The sequence below is a fragment of the Phyllobacterium phragmitis genome (assembly GCF_002980495.1).
Lineage (GTDB): Bacteria > Pseudomonadota > Alphaproteobacteria > Rhizobiales > Rhizobiaceae > Paramesorhizobium > Paramesorhizobium phragmitis.
The window spans coordinates 251,613-267,187 of sequence record NZ_PVBR01000007.1 but is presented as its reverse complement, the minus strand read 5'-3'; the positions used below and the strand labels follow the sequence as shown (position 1 = coordinate 267,187).

Below are 15,575 nucleotides of genomic sequence, written 5' to 3'. Positions count from 1 at the left end.
TTCCGCGTTCTCAATGTCGTCGATGATGTCACGCGCGAATGCCTGGCTGCGATCCCGGACACATCGATCTCCGGACGGCGTGTGGCGCGAGAACTGACGACGCTAATCGAACGACGTGGCAGGCCCGGAATGATTGTCTCCGACAACGGCACCGAACTAACGTCGAATGCCATCCTTGCCTGGTCGAAAGATCACAAGGTCGAGTGGCACTACATCGCGCCGGGAAAGCCGATGCAGAACGGCTATGTCGAGAGTTTCAACGGTCGCATGCGCGACGAACTGCTCAACGAGAGCCTGTTCTTCGGTCTCGATCATGCCCGAAGCGCCATTGCTGAATGGGCGGACGATTACAACCATTTCCGGCCGCACTCATCGCTCGGATACCAAACCCCGGCAAGCTATGCCGGGACCATCGCCGCAACCGGCTCCAACGCTGCGCAAGATGAAAGCTACGCGTTTCCGCCGGTTGCTCACACCGCGCCTGTTGGCGTATTCAAAACCACCGGGGCTCTAGTCGCCGCTGGATGAAAGTTCAGTGGCAGGTCAGATTCAATATAGGTGAATTCAATAGTTACGGGGATTCCATGGAATGCACGTCATAAAGGCCGGGATGGCAATTCCCGGCCTTTATCGATTTCAGCAAGATCGAAATGCTGCAGCATCGGCCCGAAAACCGGAATCGGCTTTCGGAAAACACGATGTGTGGATTCAATAACTTACAACATCCTTTGTGCGTCCCAAAGGACGCACGGTGCTGCAGTGCCGGCTATTCGGCGGCGATCTTGAAAACCGGTTTGGAATGACCTTCGGCCGGCAGGGCAGCGGCGACATGGCCCGCCACCATGTCCGCCGTCGCCGCCGAAAGGGTCCAGCCGAGATGGCCGTGGCCGGTGTTGTAGAAGACGCGGGAGCGTTTGCCCGGCCCGACACGCGGCAACATGTCCGGCATCATCGGGCGCAGCCCGGCCCAGGGAACGATGCTCGACGTGTCCATGCCGGGAAAGAGATTGGTGCTCCAGTCGATGAGAGGCTTGATCCGGTCGTAGCGGATATCGCGGTTTTCGCCGTTGAATTCCGCCGTGCCGGCAACGCGCAGGCGGTCGGCGCCGAGGCGGCTGGTGACGACCTTGGCATCATCGTCGAGCAGGCTCACCCAGGGTGCGGCCTTCTGACTCTGGTTATCGGGGAGATTGATGGTGATGGAATAGCCCTTCACCGGATAGATGTTGACCCGATCGCCGAGCTGGGCGGCGAATTTGCGGCTCGCGACCCCGGCGCAAACGACGATGCCGTCGAAGCGCACCTTTTCGGTTTCCGCTGCTTCACCCTCGGAGGTGATCTGGCCCCACTCGACGTCGATGCCGTCATCGGCATGCGTCAGTTGCCGCACATCCGCGTCGGTGATCATGGTGACGCCCCGGCGTTGACAGGCATCCGCCAGGCCGCGGGTGAATTTATGGATATCGCCGGTGGAATCCGAAGGGGTGAAGAAGCCGCCATAAAGCGGTCCGCCGAGCGCCGGTTCGATGTTGCGTATATCCGCCGCCGCAACGGGATTGCGCTCCAGGCCGCCCGCCGCCAGCAATCTGTTGACGCGCGCCGCGTGATCGTAGCCTTCCCTGCTACGATAGATGTGGAGGATGCCGCGGCGCTCCAGATCGAAATCGATCTTTTCCTCCTCGGCGACCGCGAAGAGATGCTTGCGCGCTTCGATCGCCAGCCTGGTGGTCGCGATCGTGTTCTTTTCATAGTTGGGGATGTTCATGACGAACTCGGCCATCCACGAATATTTGTGCCAGGACGGCATGGGGTTCATCAAAAGCGGCGCATCCCGGCGGAACATCCATTTGATGCCCTTGAGCACGGTCGACCAGCTGTTCCAGACCTCGGCATTGGAGGCGGAAAGCTGTCCGCCATTGGCAAACGAGGTCTCCATCGCCGCATAGCGATTGCGGTCGAAGACGGTAACGTCATAGCCCTGACGGGAGAGCGAATAAGCGGTGGTGATGCCGGTGATTCCGGCTCCGATAACAGCAATGCGGGTCATTTCCAGAGTTCCTTGTGACGCCGGGTTTCTGCCCTGCCACCCCATCGGGCGGCAACGAAACCCCATCTGTCACGGAACCTGAGAGTTTGGCCCGGAGCGGAAGGCCAGGTGTTCTTCACCTGTGTTCCAACCGCCAGCTCCCATCGGCCATGAAGGCACGATCGGATCGGGCTTTCTCCTTCGGTGGGCGCCACATCAGCCCACATCGGTAAAGATGCGGGGACGCCACTCTCCAGATGTTCAAAACCATTCTGGTCCTTTTGCCTGAGAGTTTCCGGGGCGGTTGCTCCGTCGGCGCCGGATTTTACCGGTCTCTCCCAGATGGTCTTTACGAACGCCGACATCATATCGCAGTTGCGAAGGCCAGACAACTCCCTTGCTGCAAGCGCGACGATTTCATTGGCGATTTCGACACATGCCGCGCGCCGTGGTAAACGCGCAATGGCCAGCCTTGATTTCCCTGATGCAACGGTGTTTTGGTTCGCCTGTCCGATGGACCCCGAAATGACCCCAGAAATGGAGATGAGTGATGAAGCCGGTTTTTCTGCAGCTGCAGTGCGCTCCTGGCAAGACATATGAGGTCGCCGACATGCTGTTCGAACGTGAGATCGTCTCCGAACTTTATTCCACCAGCGGGGAATTCGATCTGTTGATGAAGATTTATATCGAGGAAGACAATGATATCGGCAAATTCATCAACGAGAATATCCTCGATATTCCGGGCATCGTCCGATCTTTGACCACGCTCACCTTCAGGGCATTCTGAAACCTCTGTCGATTGACGGTGAAGCCCGTTTAACGATTGGTTTACCGCGATTGCCTCATATTCGAACGATTGCGGAACCTCCGCCTGTGGCGTGCATTGTCTGTTCAACCGTGCCTGTGAAGTATCGCCGCATCGGTATGGAAGAGGAAAGCACAATGGATGATCTTGAGCGCAAGCGAGTTCTCGTCGTCGAGGACGAGGTGTTCGTCGCGCTCGATATGGCGGCAAACATCGAGGATGCGAACGGTACCGTGGTCGGGCCCGTCGCCACCGTCCGTCAGGCTTTGGACCTCCTCAGGGGTGGTGAAGTCGATGCGGCTATTCTCGATGTCAACCTGCCCGATGGTGACATCGGGCCTGTCGTGGACCTACTTTCCGATCAGCACATCTTCACGGTCATCTATACCGGTGGGGGCCTGCCGGACCGGCTCGCCAAGCGCTATCCGGAGCTGCCCGTCTTCCACAAGCCGACGCCGCCGTCGGTGCTGACCCACACCGTCGCCTCAGCGCTGATGCATCCCGCCGGGTAATCCATGATCGGGCTCTTGCAACTTGCCGATGGATATGCGCTTCTCCAGACCTGTCTGGTGTCCGTCGAAAGACGGAAGAATCGGAAATCCGGTGAGAGACCGGAACGTGCCCAACGCTGTGAATGGTGATGGCTGCGCATGATGCCACTGGAATTTACCGGGAAGGCGCGCAGACCAGTTGATCCTCAGTCAGAAGACCGGCCGGACAGGATGGCTCATGCCGCGCGGACAGCGGCGGGAGCGTCGACGCCCAGTCCCGTCATGCGGGCCGGGGCAGTCATTGTTGGGGATCAAACAATGCTTGATAAATCAGCTTCGGATGCATTCGGCGACGCCGAGGCCTTTACAGCCGAGGAACGTGCCGCACTCTATAAGGCGATCTACACGCGCCGCGATGTGCGCGATGAATTCCTGCCGCGTCCCGTTCCGGACGATGTGCTGAAGCGGCTGCTCGATGCCGCCCACCACGCGCCTTCCGTCGGTTTCATGCAGCCCTGGAATTTCGTCGTCATCCGCGACGAAAGCCGCCGTGCGCATATCCATTCGCTTTTCATGCACGCCAATGAGGAGGCGGTGGCGATGTTTCCGCCCGAACAGCGAGCGCTCTATCGCTCGCTCAAGCTCGAAGGCATCCGCAAGGCGCCGGTCAATCTGTGCATCACATGCGACCGGACGCGCGGCGGCAAGGTCGTGCTCGGGCGCACCCATAATGCCCAGATGGACCTCTACAGCACCGTCTGCGCCGTGCAGAACCTCTGGCTCGCCGCGCGCGCCGAAGGCATTGGCGTCGGCTGGGTCAGCATCCTGCATGACGATGCCCTGCGGCAGGCGCTTTCCATCCCGGCGCATGTCGAGATCATCGCCTATCTCTGCCTCGGCTATGTCGACCAACACTATCTCAGGCCCGAACTCGAGGCGAAGGGCTGGCGCCGCCGCCTGCCGCTCGAGGAACTGATCTTCGAGGAAGAATGGCAGCAACCAAAATGAAAGAAATTTGGCCGTAGGTTCGAACATGAATCGGGAGCAGATCGAGAGGCCGGATGGACGCGCGCAGCAGCAGGCAGGATAATCAGGTCGATTTCGCCTCGATTCTGGACGAAATTGCGCGTCAGTCCGCCGCCGAGCCGGAAAGCCTGCGCCCGCTCTCCTTCGATTTTCTCGACGGCCTGGTTCATCTCGGCGCGGCACATACCACCGACCGGCGGTCCGATTTCATCCTTCTCGAACCGGACAGCGAAACCGAATTACCGCTCTTGAGCACCGATCCGGACGATATCGCCCGCGAATTAGGGTTGTCGTCAGGCATGACCCCCACGGCGCTTGCACGGGTCCGTCGCCGGTTTGCGGCGCAGAACCATCCCGACCGGGTGGCCGCACCTTTGCGTGACCGCGCCGGTGACCGCATGAAGGTCGCCAATGCGCTGATCGACAGGGCGATGGCGAGGGCATGATCCCGAACCGAAGGTCGGCGTCAGAAAAAAATGGCAGACTTCCAGGTAAGATCATGCGGCTGAAAACGAACATCACGCGAAATTTAATTTCGTCCAGCCGTCTGTTCTTTTGCTTTATGTTGCGGTTGTGCTAGAGCGTGCCTTTGAAAAGCGCTGATTCAATAACATACAGCGTCCTTTGCGCGTCCAGTGGACGCGCGGCGCTGTATGGGGCAATTTGCGCTTTGCGTGGCTTGTCCTGCTTTAGTAAGACCGGCCGCCACACATAAAACGAGACCTATTCCGGCAAGGATTTGCACGATGCCCGCATATCGTTCACGCACCACCACCCATGGCCGCAACATGGCCGGCGCGCGCGGCCTGTGGCGCGCCACAGGCATGAAGGACGGGGATTTCGGCAAGCCGATCATCGCGGTGGTGAACTCGTTCACCCAGTTCGTGCCGGGCCATGTGCATCTGAAGGATATGGGCCAACTCGTCGCGCGCGAGATCGAAAGTGCGGGCGGTGTCGCCAAGGAATTCAACACCATCGCCGTCGATGACGGTATCGCCATGGGCCATGACGGCATGCTCTATTCGCTGCCGTCCCGCGAGATCATCGCCGACTCGGTCGAATATATGGTCAATGCGCACTGCGCCGACGCCATGGTCTGCATCTCCAATTGCGACAAGATCACGCCGGGCATGTTGATGGCGGCGCTGCGGCTCAATATCCCCGTGGTGTTCGTCTCCGGCGGCCCGATGGAAGCCGGCAAGGTCGTCTGGGACGACAAGGAAAAGAAGCTCGATCTGGTCGATGCCATGGTGGCGGCCGCCGATGACCGCATCTCGGACGAAGAGGTCACCGCCATCGAGCGCTCGGCCTGCCCGACCTGCGGCTCATGCTCCGGCATGTTCACCGCCAATTCGATGAACTGTCTGACGGAAGCTCTTGGCCTGTCGCTGCCCGGCAATGGCTCGACGTTGGCCACGCATGGCGACCGCAAGCGGCTTTTCGTCGAGGCCGGCCATCTGATCGTCGATCTGGCGCGCCGTCATTACGAGCAGGACGACGAAAGCGTGTTGCCGCGCGCCATCGCCAGCTTCGCCGCGTTTGAGAACGCCATGACGCTCGACATCGCCATGGGCGGCTCGACCAACACGGTGCTGCATCTGCTCGCTGCGGCGCACGAGGGCGAGATCGATTTCACCATGTCGGATATCGACCGCCTGTCGCGCCGCGTGCCCGTGCTCTGCAAGGTCGCACCCGCCATCGCCAATGTGCACATGGAAGACGTCCATCACGCCGGCGGCGTCATGGGCATATTGGGCGAACTCGACCGCGCCGGGCTGCTCGACACATCGGTCGGCTCGATCCATGCGGCATCGCTGGGCGATGCACTCGATCGCTGGGACGTGAAGCGGACGCAGAGCCAATCCGTGCATGATTTCTTCCGCGCCGCGCCGGGCGGTGTGCCGACGCAGGTCGCCTTCAGCCAGGAACGCCGCTTCGACGCCGTCGATACCGACCGCGAGACGGGCGTCATCCGTGATGTCGAGCACGCCTATTCCAGGGATGGCGGCCTTGCCGTGCTCTACGGCAATCTGGCCGAGGATGGCTGCATCGTGAAGACCGCCGGCGTCGATGATTCGATCCTGAAATTCTCCGGCCCGGCGCGCATTTTCGAAAGTCAGGACACCGCCGTTCTGGGCATTCTCAACGGCAAGATCGCGCCGGGCGATATCGTGCTGATCCGCTATGAAGGACCGCGCGGCGGCCCCGGCATGCAGGAGATGCTCTATCCCACCAGCTATCTGAAGTCGAAGGGGCTGGGCAAGGCCTGCGCGCTGATCACCGACGGCCGCTTCTCCGGCGGCTCATCCGGCCTTTCCATCGGCCACGTCTCGCCGGAAGCCGCCGAAGGCGGTGCGATCGGCCTGGTCGAGGACGGCGATATCATCGAGATCGACATCCCCAACCGCGGCATTCATCTGGCGGTGGACGACGCCGAACTCACCCGCCGCCGCGAGGCGATGCAGGCGAAGGGCGCCGATGCCTGGAAGCCGACCGAACAGCGCAAGCGCAAGGTGACGACGGCGCTGCGCGCCTACGCGGCCATGGCGACGAGCGCCGCCAAGGGCGCGGTGCGGTTGGTGCCTTGATAGGGGCCAACCGTTTCGAATGAATGAGAGCGTTTAGGTGCAACGCCGACGTCCTTCACCCCCGTCCTTCGAGGCTCGCTTCGCTCACACCTCAGGATGAGGATGAAGGACGCCGGCGTTGCAGTAGTCCTCATCCTGAGGTGTGTAGTAGAGCGAAGCGGAACGGAGCCTCGAAGGACGAGGGCGCTTGGAACCACCTACCCCGCCAGCGCCTTTGCCACCGCAGGCATCAACTCATCCCTAACCGACCGCGCATCGAACGGCCCGACATGCTTGTAAACGATCTTCCCGTCGCGCCCGACGAGGAATGTCTCCGGCACGCCATAGACACCCCATTCAATCGCCGCGCGGCCGCTATTGTCCGCCCCGACAGCCGCGAACGGATTGCCAAGATCGCCCAAGAAACGCCGGGCGTTTTCGGGGCGGTCCTTGTAATTGACCCCCACGAGGCGAAAGCGTTCATCCTTTGCAAGCTGCATCAGCAGCGGGTGCTCGGCACGGCACGGCACGCACCATGAAGCCCAGACATTGACCAGTGTCACCTCACCGGCAAAGGCTGCCGGATCGAGGCCCGGCACCGGTTGTCCGTCTTTCAGCAAGCCTTCCAGCGGCGGCAGCGTCATCGCGGGCGCGGGCTTGCCGATCAGCGCGGAGGGAATGACGGATTCGTCGCGTCCCGACAGGAGCTGGATGGTGAAGATCGCCGCCAGCGCCACGAAAATCGCCAGCGGCAGCAGCGCCAGAAGCAGGCGGCGGCGTCGGCTCGTGTTGCTGTTGCTCACGGCTGTTGTGCCTTTTGCGAGCGCCTGCGGATGCCCTGCGCCTCGAGCCGTTGCAACTCCGTCCGCTGTGCCCGCTGGTCGATCAGGAGCCATGCGACGACGCCGCTGAGGACGAGTGCCGAAACGCCATAGGAAAGAAGAACGAAGGCGAGGTGGCTCATGCCGCCGGATCCTTGCTAAAAATGGCCTCGCTTGCAACGGCATCGTTTCGATCCGCTTTGCGCGCCGCCATGCGCCGCATGGCGATGACGCGCCTGCGCCAGATTTCGTTGCGCATCGCCATCATGTGCAGCGTGAAGAACAACAGCGTAAAGCCGAGCGCCATCACCAGGAGTGGCCGGAGCAGCGAAGGGTCGATGGCCGATCCGCCGGCGCGCAGCACCGATGCCGGCTGATGCAGCGTATTCCACCAGTCGACGGAGAATTTGATGATCGGGATATTGATGAAGCCGACCAGCGTCAGCACCGCTGCCGCTCTGGCGGATTTCGCCGGATCGTCCAGCGCGCGCGATAACGCGATGATGCCGAGATACATCAGGAACAGCACGAAGACGGAGGTCAGCCTTGCATCCCACACCCACCATGTGCCCCACATCGGTTGGCCCCAGAGCGAACCGGTGATCAGCGCCAGCGCCGTGAACGCCGCGCCGATCGGGGCTGCCGCCTTGGCCGAGACATCGGCGAGCGGATGACGCCAGACGAGCGTGCCGACGCTGGAGGCCGCCATCAGCGTGTAGCACATCATGGAAAGCCAGGCGAACGGCACATGGATGAACATGATCTTGACGGTCATGCCCTGCTGGTAATCGTCAGGCGCATTGAACGACATGGTGAGGCCTACCGCCAGCACCAGCGCCGACAGCCCGGCGAGCCATGGCAGGAGCGCCCCCGCCAGCGACAGGAAACGCGTCGGGTTGGCGAGATCGAGCAATCTTGTGGGCTGTGCGGCGGTATCGGTCATGCTGTTTACATAGCGTTGCGAAGCAAATCCGGCAATTCACCTTTACCGAATGCGTCAATCGGTGCGTTAGTCAGTTGAAAACTTCAGCGCCGCCGCCGCAGCAAGCGGGCCGATCACTGCAAAGAACAGGGTGATTGCGGCGAGGATGAGAAACGGCGCAAGAAACGGCGCACTTTCCGTCACAGCACCGTAAGCCGCCGATACCCCGAAGATCAGCACCGGGATCGTCAACGGCAGCACGATCACCGAGACGAGCAGCCCGCCGCGCGGCAGCGAAACCGCCAGCGCGGCGCCTGCCGCGCCGATCAGCGTGATGGCGGGGGTGCCGACGAGAAGGGTCAGCGCCGTGGCGCCGATTGCCGTAGGCGTCATGTTCATGAAGAGGCCGAGCAGCGGCGAAGCGATGACCAGCGGCAGCACCGTGGCGGTCCAGTGCGCCAGGCACTTGGTGAGCACCGTAACGCTCAGCATGTGCCGGTCCGCGGCCATGATGAGAAGATCGAGCGAGCCGTCGTCGCGATCGGCCTGGAACAGCCGGTCGAGCCCGAGCAGCGCCGCCAGCAGCGCCCCGATCCACAGCATGGCCGGGCCGATGCGCGACAGCAACGCCAGGTCCGGCCCGACGCCGAACGGCACGACGGTGATGACGGCAAGGAAGAACAGGATGCCGACCAGCGCCCCGCCGCCGGCGCGCAGCGCCAGCCGGAAATCGCGGATGAAGAGGGCGGTCATATCCACCCCCCTTTGGCTTGCCGGGCATGAACTGTGGAATGCCCCTCATCCGCCTTCCGGCACCTTCTCCCCGCACACGGGGAGAAGGACGAGGCGGCAACGTTGGCGACCCCCTCGCCCCGCTTGCGGGGAGAGGGTAAGGGTGAGGGGCGAATGGCACCATGGCAGGAGGTGATGAAGCTCACTCTCGCCCCCCCAGCACCAATTCCCGCGCATTGCCCAACCCAAGCGGCAGATGCGTCGCGGCGATGATGATTCCACCTTCGTCGAGATGCCCCTGCATGATCCCCGCGAACCGGCCTTCCGAAATCTTGTCGAGCCCCGCCGTCGGCTCGTCGAGCAGCCAGACGGGGCGGTGGCTCACCAGAAGTTTGGCGATCGACACCCGCCGTTTCTGGCCGGTCGAGAGATAGCCGAACGGCAGATGATCGATTCCGTCAAGGCCGACGGTATCGAGTGCTTCATCGATATCCTGCCGCGCCTCGCCGTTGAAAGCCTGCCAGAAGGCGAGATTTTCGCGCACGCTTAGGGCCGGCTTCATCGCATTGTTGTGGCCGAGGTAATGACAGGCGGACGGCAGGTCGGGAAATGCTTCCGCGTCTTCCAGCCGGACATTGCCGGAATATGGCTGGAGCAGCCCGGCGATGATTCGCAGGAGCGTTGATTTTCCGGAACCGTTCGGCCCTGTTACGAGAAGTGCGCCAGCTGCGGCGATCACGAAATCGAGATCTGAAAAAATGAGTTCTCCGCCGCGCTCCCCACTCAATTTCTCGGCCACAAGCCGCATTTTCCCTCCGGAATTGGCAAGACGCGACCGGGACCAAGCCAAGTCGGGGCCAGAATGTGGATCACCGCAACAATTCGCCGCAATCGGCACTTTTGCGCAATAACAGTCTGGAACAGTTATAGGAAACTCTTTATATAGCAGCTACCACGCCAGCGGTCGGTGTGGAAACCATTTTTGGCCGATCTCAGATGCCTGTTTCCTTGATGACAGGCCGCGGGACGGACAGCGGAAATGACTGCACCCGCACCTTGAGTCGCGTCCTTGAAACGCAGCCTAGGCGTTCGTCCTGGTTTTCCGGCCAGCAGCATAAGGACGAACGTTCGTGTCTCATATCGACAGCTTCAAATGCCGTAAGACCCTCACCGTGGGGGATAAGGAATATGTCTATTACAGCCTGACCGAGGCCGAGAAAAACGGTCTGGAAGGCATTTCCCGACTGCCATTTTCGATGAAGGTTCTGCTGGAGAACCTGCTCCGCTTCGAGGACGGCCGCTCCGTCAAGAAAGCAGACATCGAAAACATCGCCAAATGGCTTTCCGACCGCGGCAAGGCCGGCGCCGAGATCGCCTATCGTCCGGCGCGCGTGCTGATGCAGGATTTCACCGGCGTTCCGGCCGTTGTCGATCTCGCCGCCATGCGCGATGCGATGGTTTCGCTCGGCGGCGATCCCGAGAAGATCAATCCGCTGGTTCCCGTCGATCTCGTCATCGACCACTCGGTCATCGTCGATGAGTTCGGCAATGCCCAGGCGTTCAAGCGCAATGTCGATCTCGAATATCAGCGCAACGGCGAACGCTACCGCTTCCTCAAATGGGGCCAGCAGGCGTTCCGCAATTTCCGCGTCGTGCCGCCCGGCACCGGCATTTGCCATCAGGTCAATCTGGAATATCTGGCGCAGGCCGTCTGGACCAAGGAAGAGGATGGCGTCAATGTCGCTTATCCCGATACCTGCGTCGGCACCGATTCGCACACCACCATGGTCAACGGCCTGGGCGTTCTGGGCTGGGGCGTCGGCGGCATCGAGGCCGAGGCCGCGATGTTGGGCCAGCCCGTTTCGATGCTCCTGCCTGAAGTCATCGGCTTCCGCCTGACCGGCAAGCTCAAGGAGGGCGTCACCGCGACCGATCTGGTGCTGACCGTCACGCAGATGCTGCGCAAGAAGGGCGTCGTCGGCAAATTCGTCGAATTCTTCGGCTCCGGCCTCGGCAATATGACGCTGGCCGACCGCGCCACCATCGGCAATATGGCGCCCGAATATGGCGCGACCTGCGGCTTCTTCCCCGTAGACAAGGAAACGCTGAACTACATGCACATGTCGGGCCGCGACGAAGAGCGCATCGCGCTTGTCGAAGCCTATGCGCGTGCGCAGGGCATGTGGCGTGATGCCGGCTCGTTCGATCCGGTGTTCACCGATGCCCTGGAACTTGATCTCGGCGATGTCGTGCCGTCCATGGCCGGCCCGAAGCGTCCCGAAGGCCGCATCCCGCTGGAAGATATCGGCTCCGGCTTCGCCAAATCGCTTGAGACGGAATACAAGAAGACCACCGGCCAGACGACGCGCTACGCGGTCGAGGACGAGGATTTCGATCTCGGCCACGGCGATGTCGCCATCGCCGCCATCACGTCGTGCACCAACACCTCCAATCCGAGTGTGCTGATCGCCGCCGGCCTTCTCGCCCGCAATGCCGTCGCCAAGGGATTGAAGACCAAGCCCTGGGTCAAGACCTCGCTTGCGCCCGGCTCGCAGGTGGTCGCCGCCTATCTCGAAAGCGCCGGGCTGCAGAAAGATCTGGATGCACTCGGCTTCAACCTCGTCGGCTTCGGCTGCACCACCTGCATCGGCAATTCCGGCCCGCTGCCCGCACCCGTCTCCAAGACCATCAACGACAAGGGCCTGATCGCCGCCGCCGTCCTCTCCGGCAACCGCAATTTCGAGGGCCGCGTCTCGCCGGATGTGCAGGCGAACTATCTCGCCTCGCCGCCGCTCGTCGTCGCCCATGCGCTGGCCGGAACGGTGACCAAGGACCTGACCAAGGAGCCTCTCGGCGAGGACAAGGACGGCAATCCGGTATTCCTCAGGGATATCTGGCCGTCCTCCCAGGAGATCCAGGAGTTCATCGCCAAGAACGTCACCCGCAAGCTTTTTGCGGAAAAATATGCCGATGTCTTCAAGGGCGACGAAAACTGGCAGGCGGTGCAGATACCCGCCGGCCAGACCTATACATGGGACGATCAGTCGACCTATGTGCAGAACCCGCCCTATTTCGTCGGCATGGGCAAGGTGCCCGGCAAGATCGACGATATCAAGGGCGCGCGCGTCCTCGGCCTCTTCGGCGACAAGATCACCACCGACCATATCTCGCCGGCGGGCTCCATCAAGGCGCAATCGCCAGCGGGCAGCTACCTCATGGAGCACGGTGTCGGCGTCGCCGACTTCAACCAGTACGGCACGCGGCGCGGCAATCATGAAGTGATGATGCGCGGCACCTTCGCCAATATCCGCATCCGCAACCACATGCTGGGCGAGAATGGACGCGAGGGCGGTTACACGATCCACTATCCCTCGAAGGAAGAGATGTCGATCTACGATGCCGCCATGCAGTACCGTGCCGAGGGCGTGCCGCTGGTGATTTTCGCTGGCATCGAATATGGCAATGGTTCGTCGCGCGACTGGGCTGCCAAGGGCACCAATCTTCTCGGCGTTCGCGCTGTGATCGCCCAGTCCTTCGAGCGCATCCACCGCTCGAACCTGGTCGGCATGGGCGTCATCCCCTTCGTTCTCGACGAAGGCGTGAGCTGGCAGTCGCTTGGCCTCAAGGGCGATGAAATGGTCGAGATCGACGGCCTGAACGATATCAGGCCGCGCCAGAAGACAGTGGCCAAGGTCACCTATGGCGACGGCACGGTGAAACAGGTGCCGATCTTCTGCCGCATCGATACGCTCGATGAACTCGACTATATGAAGAATGGCGGCATCTTGCAGTACGTCCTGCGCGATCTCGCCGCCTGATAGAGCATGATCCTGAAAAGTTGCAGACTTTTCGGATAAGATCATGCGGATAAAACAAAGATCCGTTATCGCTGAAAACGAGCCGCCGGAGCGATCCGGCGGCTCTTTCGTTGACCATGGCAACAGATAGAGCGCCGCGCGTCCAATTTGGACGCGCAAAGGACGCTCTAACACTTTGAAATGCTGCATAATTTCATCCTTAAATCGATTCCGATTTAAGGAATTATGCAGTAGTCTCACCGCAACGTGACTTCCTATTGATCCGGCCTTTTTCTAAAAGTAGATGTCAACGACAACAATTTCGGGAAACGCCAAATACGGCACCGCATGACTGCAATGTCTGGAAGAGCAGGACGGTCAAAATCGATCGCAAGCCGATATATGCTGGGCCGATACATACAGGCCCCGTTTATGCGGGTTGGTCTTTCGCTGTTCGCCGGCGTCGTCGCCCTGTCTGTGCCGCTCGCTTCGGCTCATGCGCATGATCTGGATCAGCCGAGCATAAAGCACGCACCGATCGTCACGCAGGGCGTTGTCGAGCTCTTCACCAGCCAGGGATGCAATTCCTGTCCGCCGGCGGATGCGCTGTTGAGCGATCTGGCCAAGCGGAAGGATGTCGTGGCGCTGGCCTTCCATGTCGATTACTGGGATTATCTTGGATGGCGCGACACGCTCGCATCGCCGGAGAATACGGCGCGCCAGACCGCCTATCGCAACGCGCTGAAAGGCAGCATGATCTATACCCCGCAGGTGATCCTGAACGGCCGGGTGCAGATCAACGGCAACAATGCGGAAGGTATCCGGTCAGGCCTCGCCAGGATGTCCGGCGGCCCCGGCGGTCTCACTGTGCCTGTCTCCATCACCAGGCCGGACGGACAACGCATCGTCATCGAAGCCGGTGCGGGCAAGAAACCTGCGACCCCCGTGCATCTCATCGTCGCCTATTTCGATGACAAGGCGATCGTCCCGATCAGGACGGGCGAAAATAGCGGGCGCTCGATCATCTACCGCAATGCCGTCCGCGATATCGAAACCATCGGCATGTGGGACGGTCAACCGCTTCGTGTGGAAATTCCCGCCTCTGAACTGGCAAAGAAGAAGGCCTCCGGCTGCGCCGTGCTTTTGCAGGAAGTGGGCGACGGCAACCGCCTGGGCGCCATATTGGGCGCATCGATGCTCAGGTCGAACGATATTTCGGCGATTGACGACGCGGCCGTCTCGGGCGTTTCTGATTGAAAGCACGCCGCTGTAGCGGGTTTTCCAGGCATGAAGTCCAGATAAAAAAACAGGCCGGAACATGCCAGCCTGGAGTATCGTAGCTGTTGCCATTTAGGGATGTCGGAAAGCTGAATCGTTTCCAATCATCCACTTCCTGCAGAGCACTGGCGCTCTGATGCTGGTTCGGTCTGGGCAGCCCATTGGGCGGGGGGCTTGGGGTTAGGCTGGTCCAGACCGAACCGTCTCAGGCAACAAGGGGATGTTGCTGTTATATTCGGGCTGCAATGCGAATTGTAAAAGGCGAAAATGTGGCCGAGCGTCACCAATGAAAACAATGTGTAGTGTTTCGTGAGAGCGAATTCACCGGGTTGGTGAACGAATTTTTAACCAATCACGCGCGTTTAGGGCTTGAAAAGAGGCCGCCAAGGACGCACCCTCTGTTCATCGAATTGTCACGCAACTCCTGATGGCGAAATATGGCCGTTGAACGGAAGAGTGGGTCCAGGCGCATTGGCTGACATGCATTAGCCAAGGCGCAGTGACCTCGGACGCTCTGACAAAGAGGATATGATGGACGGCGGAAACGGCGGAAAAGAAGGTTCATCCGAAGTCGAAGCTTCAGCTATATCCATCGATGCGGCGAGAACACGCCGCCAGAGTTCATCCGTGACCTTCGACAGGCACGAACTCAACAAGATCCTGCGCATCTACGGCCGAATGGTTTCCTCGGGGGAATGGCGGGATTATGCCATCGACCATTTGAGCGACCGCGCCGTCTTTTCGATTTTCCGCCGCGCCAGCGAAGTCCCCCTGTTCCGCATTGAGAAGAACCCGAAGCTGGCGCAGCGGCAGGGCGTCTATTCGGTCATCGCCACGAGCGGGCTTATCCTCAAGCGCGGCCACGAGTTGGAACGCGTTCTGCGGGTTTTCGACAAGAGCCTGCGGCTCGTCCAGGCATGAGATAATTGGAAGATTGGCGCTTCTTCACACCCCCCTCTGGCCTGCCGGCCATCTCCCCCACAAGGAGGGAGATTGGCTGTCACTGGTGACGGTATATCATTTGCTGCGTTGGCGATTAGCGAAAGCGGAAATCATAGCCTGATCTCCACCCTTGTGGGGGAGATGGCCGGCAGGCCAGAGGGGGGTATC

At 60.8% G+C, this 15,575-nt stretch carries 16 protein-coding genes and 2 riboswitches; of the genes, 10 read left to right on the top strand and 6 right to left on the bottom strand.

What is annotated here, in order from left to right; all coding sequences use genetic code 11:
- Positions 1 to 528, top strand: a 528-nt coding sequence (locus C5748_RS12250; protein ID WP_146119512.1) for an integrase core domain-containing protein, incomplete at its 5' end; no start/stop codon positions are given.
- Between the two features lie 238 nt (positions 529 to 766).
- On the opposite strand, the gene C5748_RS12245 is transcribed toward C5748_RS12250, so the two are convergent.
- Positions 767 to 2,047 carry a D-amino acid dehydrogenase gene (locus C5748_RS12245; RefSeq protein WP_105742197.1) on the bottom strand — a complete coding sequence of 427 codons (1,281 nt, stop codon included), beginning with the start codon at positions 2,045 to 2,047 and terminating at the stop codon, positions 767 to 769.
- A gap of 242 nt (positions 2,048 to 2,289) precedes the next feature.
- A riboswitch (glycine riboswitch) is annotated at positions 2,290 to 2,377 on the bottom strand.
- On the opposite strand from C5748_RS12245, the gene C5748_RS28575 reads away from it, so the two are divergent.
- From C5748_RS28575 to ilvD, 6 genes are all read left to right on the top strand, one after another.
- The gene (locus C5748_RS28575; RefSeq protein ID WP_146119511.1) at positions 2,369 to 2,626 is read left to right on the top strand and encodes a hypothetical protein; all 258 of its coding nucleotides are present in this window, start codon (positions 2,369 to 2,371) and stop codon (positions 2,624 to 2,626) included. It overlaps the preceding riboswitch by 9 nt.
- The gene (locus C5748_RS12240) at positions 2,577 to 2,813 is read left to right on the top strand and encodes an Lrp/AsnC ligand binding domain-containing protein (protein WP_105742196.1); all 237 of its coding nucleotides are present in this window, start codon (positions 2,577 to 2,579) and stop codon (positions 2,811 to 2,813) included. The genes C5748_RS28575 and C5748_RS12240 overlap by 50 nt, the downstream gene beginning before the upstream one ends.
- 155 nt (positions 2,814 to 2,968) lie before the next feature.
- The gene (locus C5748_RS12235) at positions 2,969 to 3,343 is read left to right on the top strand and encodes a response regulator (protein WP_105742195.1); all 375 of its coding nucleotides are present in this window, start codon (positions 2,969 to 2,971) and stop codon (positions 3,341 to 3,343) included.
- A 38-nt stretch (positions 3,344 to 3,381) separates the two neighbouring features.
- Positions 3,382 to 3,563, top strand: a riboswitch (cobalamin riboswitch).
- Between the two features lie 77 nt (positions 3,564 to 3,640).
- The gene (gene bluB, locus C5748_RS12230) at positions 3,641 to 4,330 is read left to right on the top strand and encodes a 5,6-dimethylbenzimidazole synthase (RefSeq protein ID WP_105742194.1); all 690 of its coding nucleotides are present in this window, start codon (positions 3,641 to 3,643) and stop codon (positions 4,328 to 4,330) included.
- A gap of 53 nt (positions 4,331 to 4,383) precedes the next feature.
- The gene (locus C5748_RS12225; RefSeq protein WP_105742193.1) at positions 4,384 to 4,794 is read left to right on the top strand and encodes a hypothetical protein; all 411 of its coding nucleotides are present in this window, start codon (positions 4,384 to 4,386) and stop codon (positions 4,792 to 4,794) included.
- Positions 4,795 to 5,094: 300 nt separating this feature from the next.
- A complete protein-coding gene (gene ilvD, locus C5748_RS12220; protein WP_105742192.1) occupies positions 5,095 to 6,936 on the top strand; it encodes a dihydroxy-acid dehydratase in 1,842 nt (613 codons plus the stop codon).
- 197 nt (positions 6,937 to 7,133) lie between these two features.
- On the opposite strand, the gene C5748_RS12215 is transcribed toward ilvD, so the two are convergent.
- The 5 genes from C5748_RS12215 to ccmA form a co-directional block, all read right to left on the bottom strand.
- Positions 7,134 to 7,718, bottom strand: a complete 585-nt coding sequence (locus C5748_RS12215; protein WP_199194782.1) for a DsbE family thiol:disulfide interchange protein — start codon at positions 7,716 to 7,718, stop codon at positions 7,134 to 7,136.
- Positions 7,715 to 7,879, bottom strand: a complete 165-nt coding sequence (gene ccmD / locus C5748_RS12210; RefSeq protein ID WP_105742190.1) for a heme exporter protein CcmD — start codon at positions 7,877 to 7,879, stop codon at positions 7,715 to 7,717. Before ccmD ends, C5748_RS12215 begins: the two co-directional genes overlap by 4 nt.
- Positions 7,876 to 8,679 (bottom strand): heme ABC transporter permease, encoded by an 804-nt coding sequence (locus C5748_RS12205; protein WP_105742189.1) that lies wholly within the window; start codon positions 8,677 to 8,679, stop codon positions 7,876 to 7,878. Before C5748_RS12205 ends, ccmD begins: the two co-directional genes overlap by 4 nt.
- Positions 8,680 to 8,745: 66 nt before the next feature.
- Positions 8,746 to 9,411 (bottom strand): heme exporter protein CcmB, encoded by a 666-nt coding sequence (ccmB, locus tag C5748_RS12200; protein ID WP_105742188.1) that lies wholly within the window; start codon positions 9,409 to 9,411, stop codon positions 8,746 to 8,748.
- A 181-nt stretch (positions 9,412 to 9,592) separates the two neighbouring features.
- On the bottom strand, positions 9,593 to 10,198 hold the full coding sequence (gene ccmA, locus C5748_RS12195) for a heme ABC exporter ATP-binding protein CcmA (protein WP_105742187.1): 606 nt from the start codon (positions 10,196 to 10,198) through the stop codon (positions 9,593 to 9,595).
- Positions 10,199 to 10,520: 322 nt separating this feature from the next.
- On the opposite strand from ccmA, the gene acnA reads away from it, so the two are divergent.
- The 3 genes from acnA (at position 10,521) to C5748_RS12180 (ending at position 15,386) form a co-directional block, all read left to right on the top strand.
- Positions 10,521 to 13,208 (top strand): aconitate hydratase AcnA, encoded by a 2,688-nt coding sequence (acnA, locus tag C5748_RS12190; protein WP_105742186.1) that lies wholly within the window; start codon positions 10,521 to 10,523, stop codon positions 13,206 to 13,208.
- Between the two features lie 411 nt (positions 13,209 to 13,619).
- A complete protein-coding gene (locus C5748_RS12185; protein ID WP_105742233.1) occupies positions 13,620 to 14,444 on the top strand; it encodes a DUF1223 domain-containing protein in 825 nt (274 codons plus the stop codon).
- A 549-nt stretch (positions 14,445 to 14,993) separates the two neighbouring features.
- Positions 14,994 to 15,386: a DUF2794 domain-containing protein gene (locus tag C5748_RS12180; RefSeq protein ID WP_105742185.1), complete on the top strand. Its 393-nt coding sequence runs from the start codon at positions 14,994 to 14,996 to the stop codon at positions 15,384 to 15,386.
- The last annotated feature ends 189 nt before the right edge of the window (positions 15,387 to 15,575 follow it).

Coding starts and splice junctions, on each gene's coding strand:
- ccmA (WP_105742187.1), bottom strand. CDS start 10,198: ATGCGGCTTGTGGCCGAGAAATTGAGTGGGGAGCGCGGCGGAGAACTC.
- ccmB (WP_105742188.1), bottom strand. CDS start 9,411: ATGACCGCCCTCTTCATCCGCGATTTCCGGCTGGCGCTGCGCGCCGGC.
- C5748_RS12185 (WP_105742233.1), top strand. CDS start 13,620: ATGCGGGTTGGTCTTTCGCTGTTCGCCGGCGTCGTCGCCCTGTCTGTG.
- ilvD (WP_105742192.1), top strand. CDS start 5,095: ATGCCCGCATATCGTTCACGCACCACCACCCATGGCCGCAACATGGCC.
- C5748_RS28575 (WP_146119511.1), top strand. CDS start 2,369: ATGGTCTTTACGAACGCCGACATCATATCGCAGTTGCGAAGGCCAGAC.
- C5748_RS12225 (WP_105742193.1), top strand. CDS start 4,384: ATGGACGCGCGCAGCAGCAGGCAGGATAATCAGGTCGATTTCGCCTCG.
- ccmD (WP_105742190.1), bottom strand. CDS start 7,879: ATGAGCCACCTCGCCTTCGTTCTTCTTTCCTATGGCGTTTCGGCACTC.
- C5748_RS12245 (WP_105742197.1), bottom strand. CDS start 2,047: ATGACCCGCATTGCTGTTATCGGAGCCGGAATCACCGGCATCACCACC.
- C5748_RS12235 (WP_105742195.1), top strand. CDS start 2,969: ATGGATGATCTTGAGCGCAAGCGAGTTCTCGTCGTCGAGGACGAGGTG.
- C5748_RS12180 (WP_105742185.1), top strand. CDS start 14,994: ATGATGGACGGCGGAAACGGCGGAAAAGAAGGTTCATCCGAAGTCGAA.
- C5748_RS12240 (WP_105742196.1), top strand. CDS start 2,577: ATGAAGCCGGTTTTTCTGCAGCTGCAGTGCGCTCCTGGCAAGACATAT.
- bluB (WP_105742194.1), top strand. CDS start 3,641: ATGCTTGATAAATCAGCTTCGGATGCATTCGGCGACGCCGAGGCCTTT.
- C5748_RS12205 (WP_105742189.1), bottom strand. CDS start 8,679: ATGACCGATACCGCCGCACAGCCCACAAGATTGCTCGATCTCGCCAAC.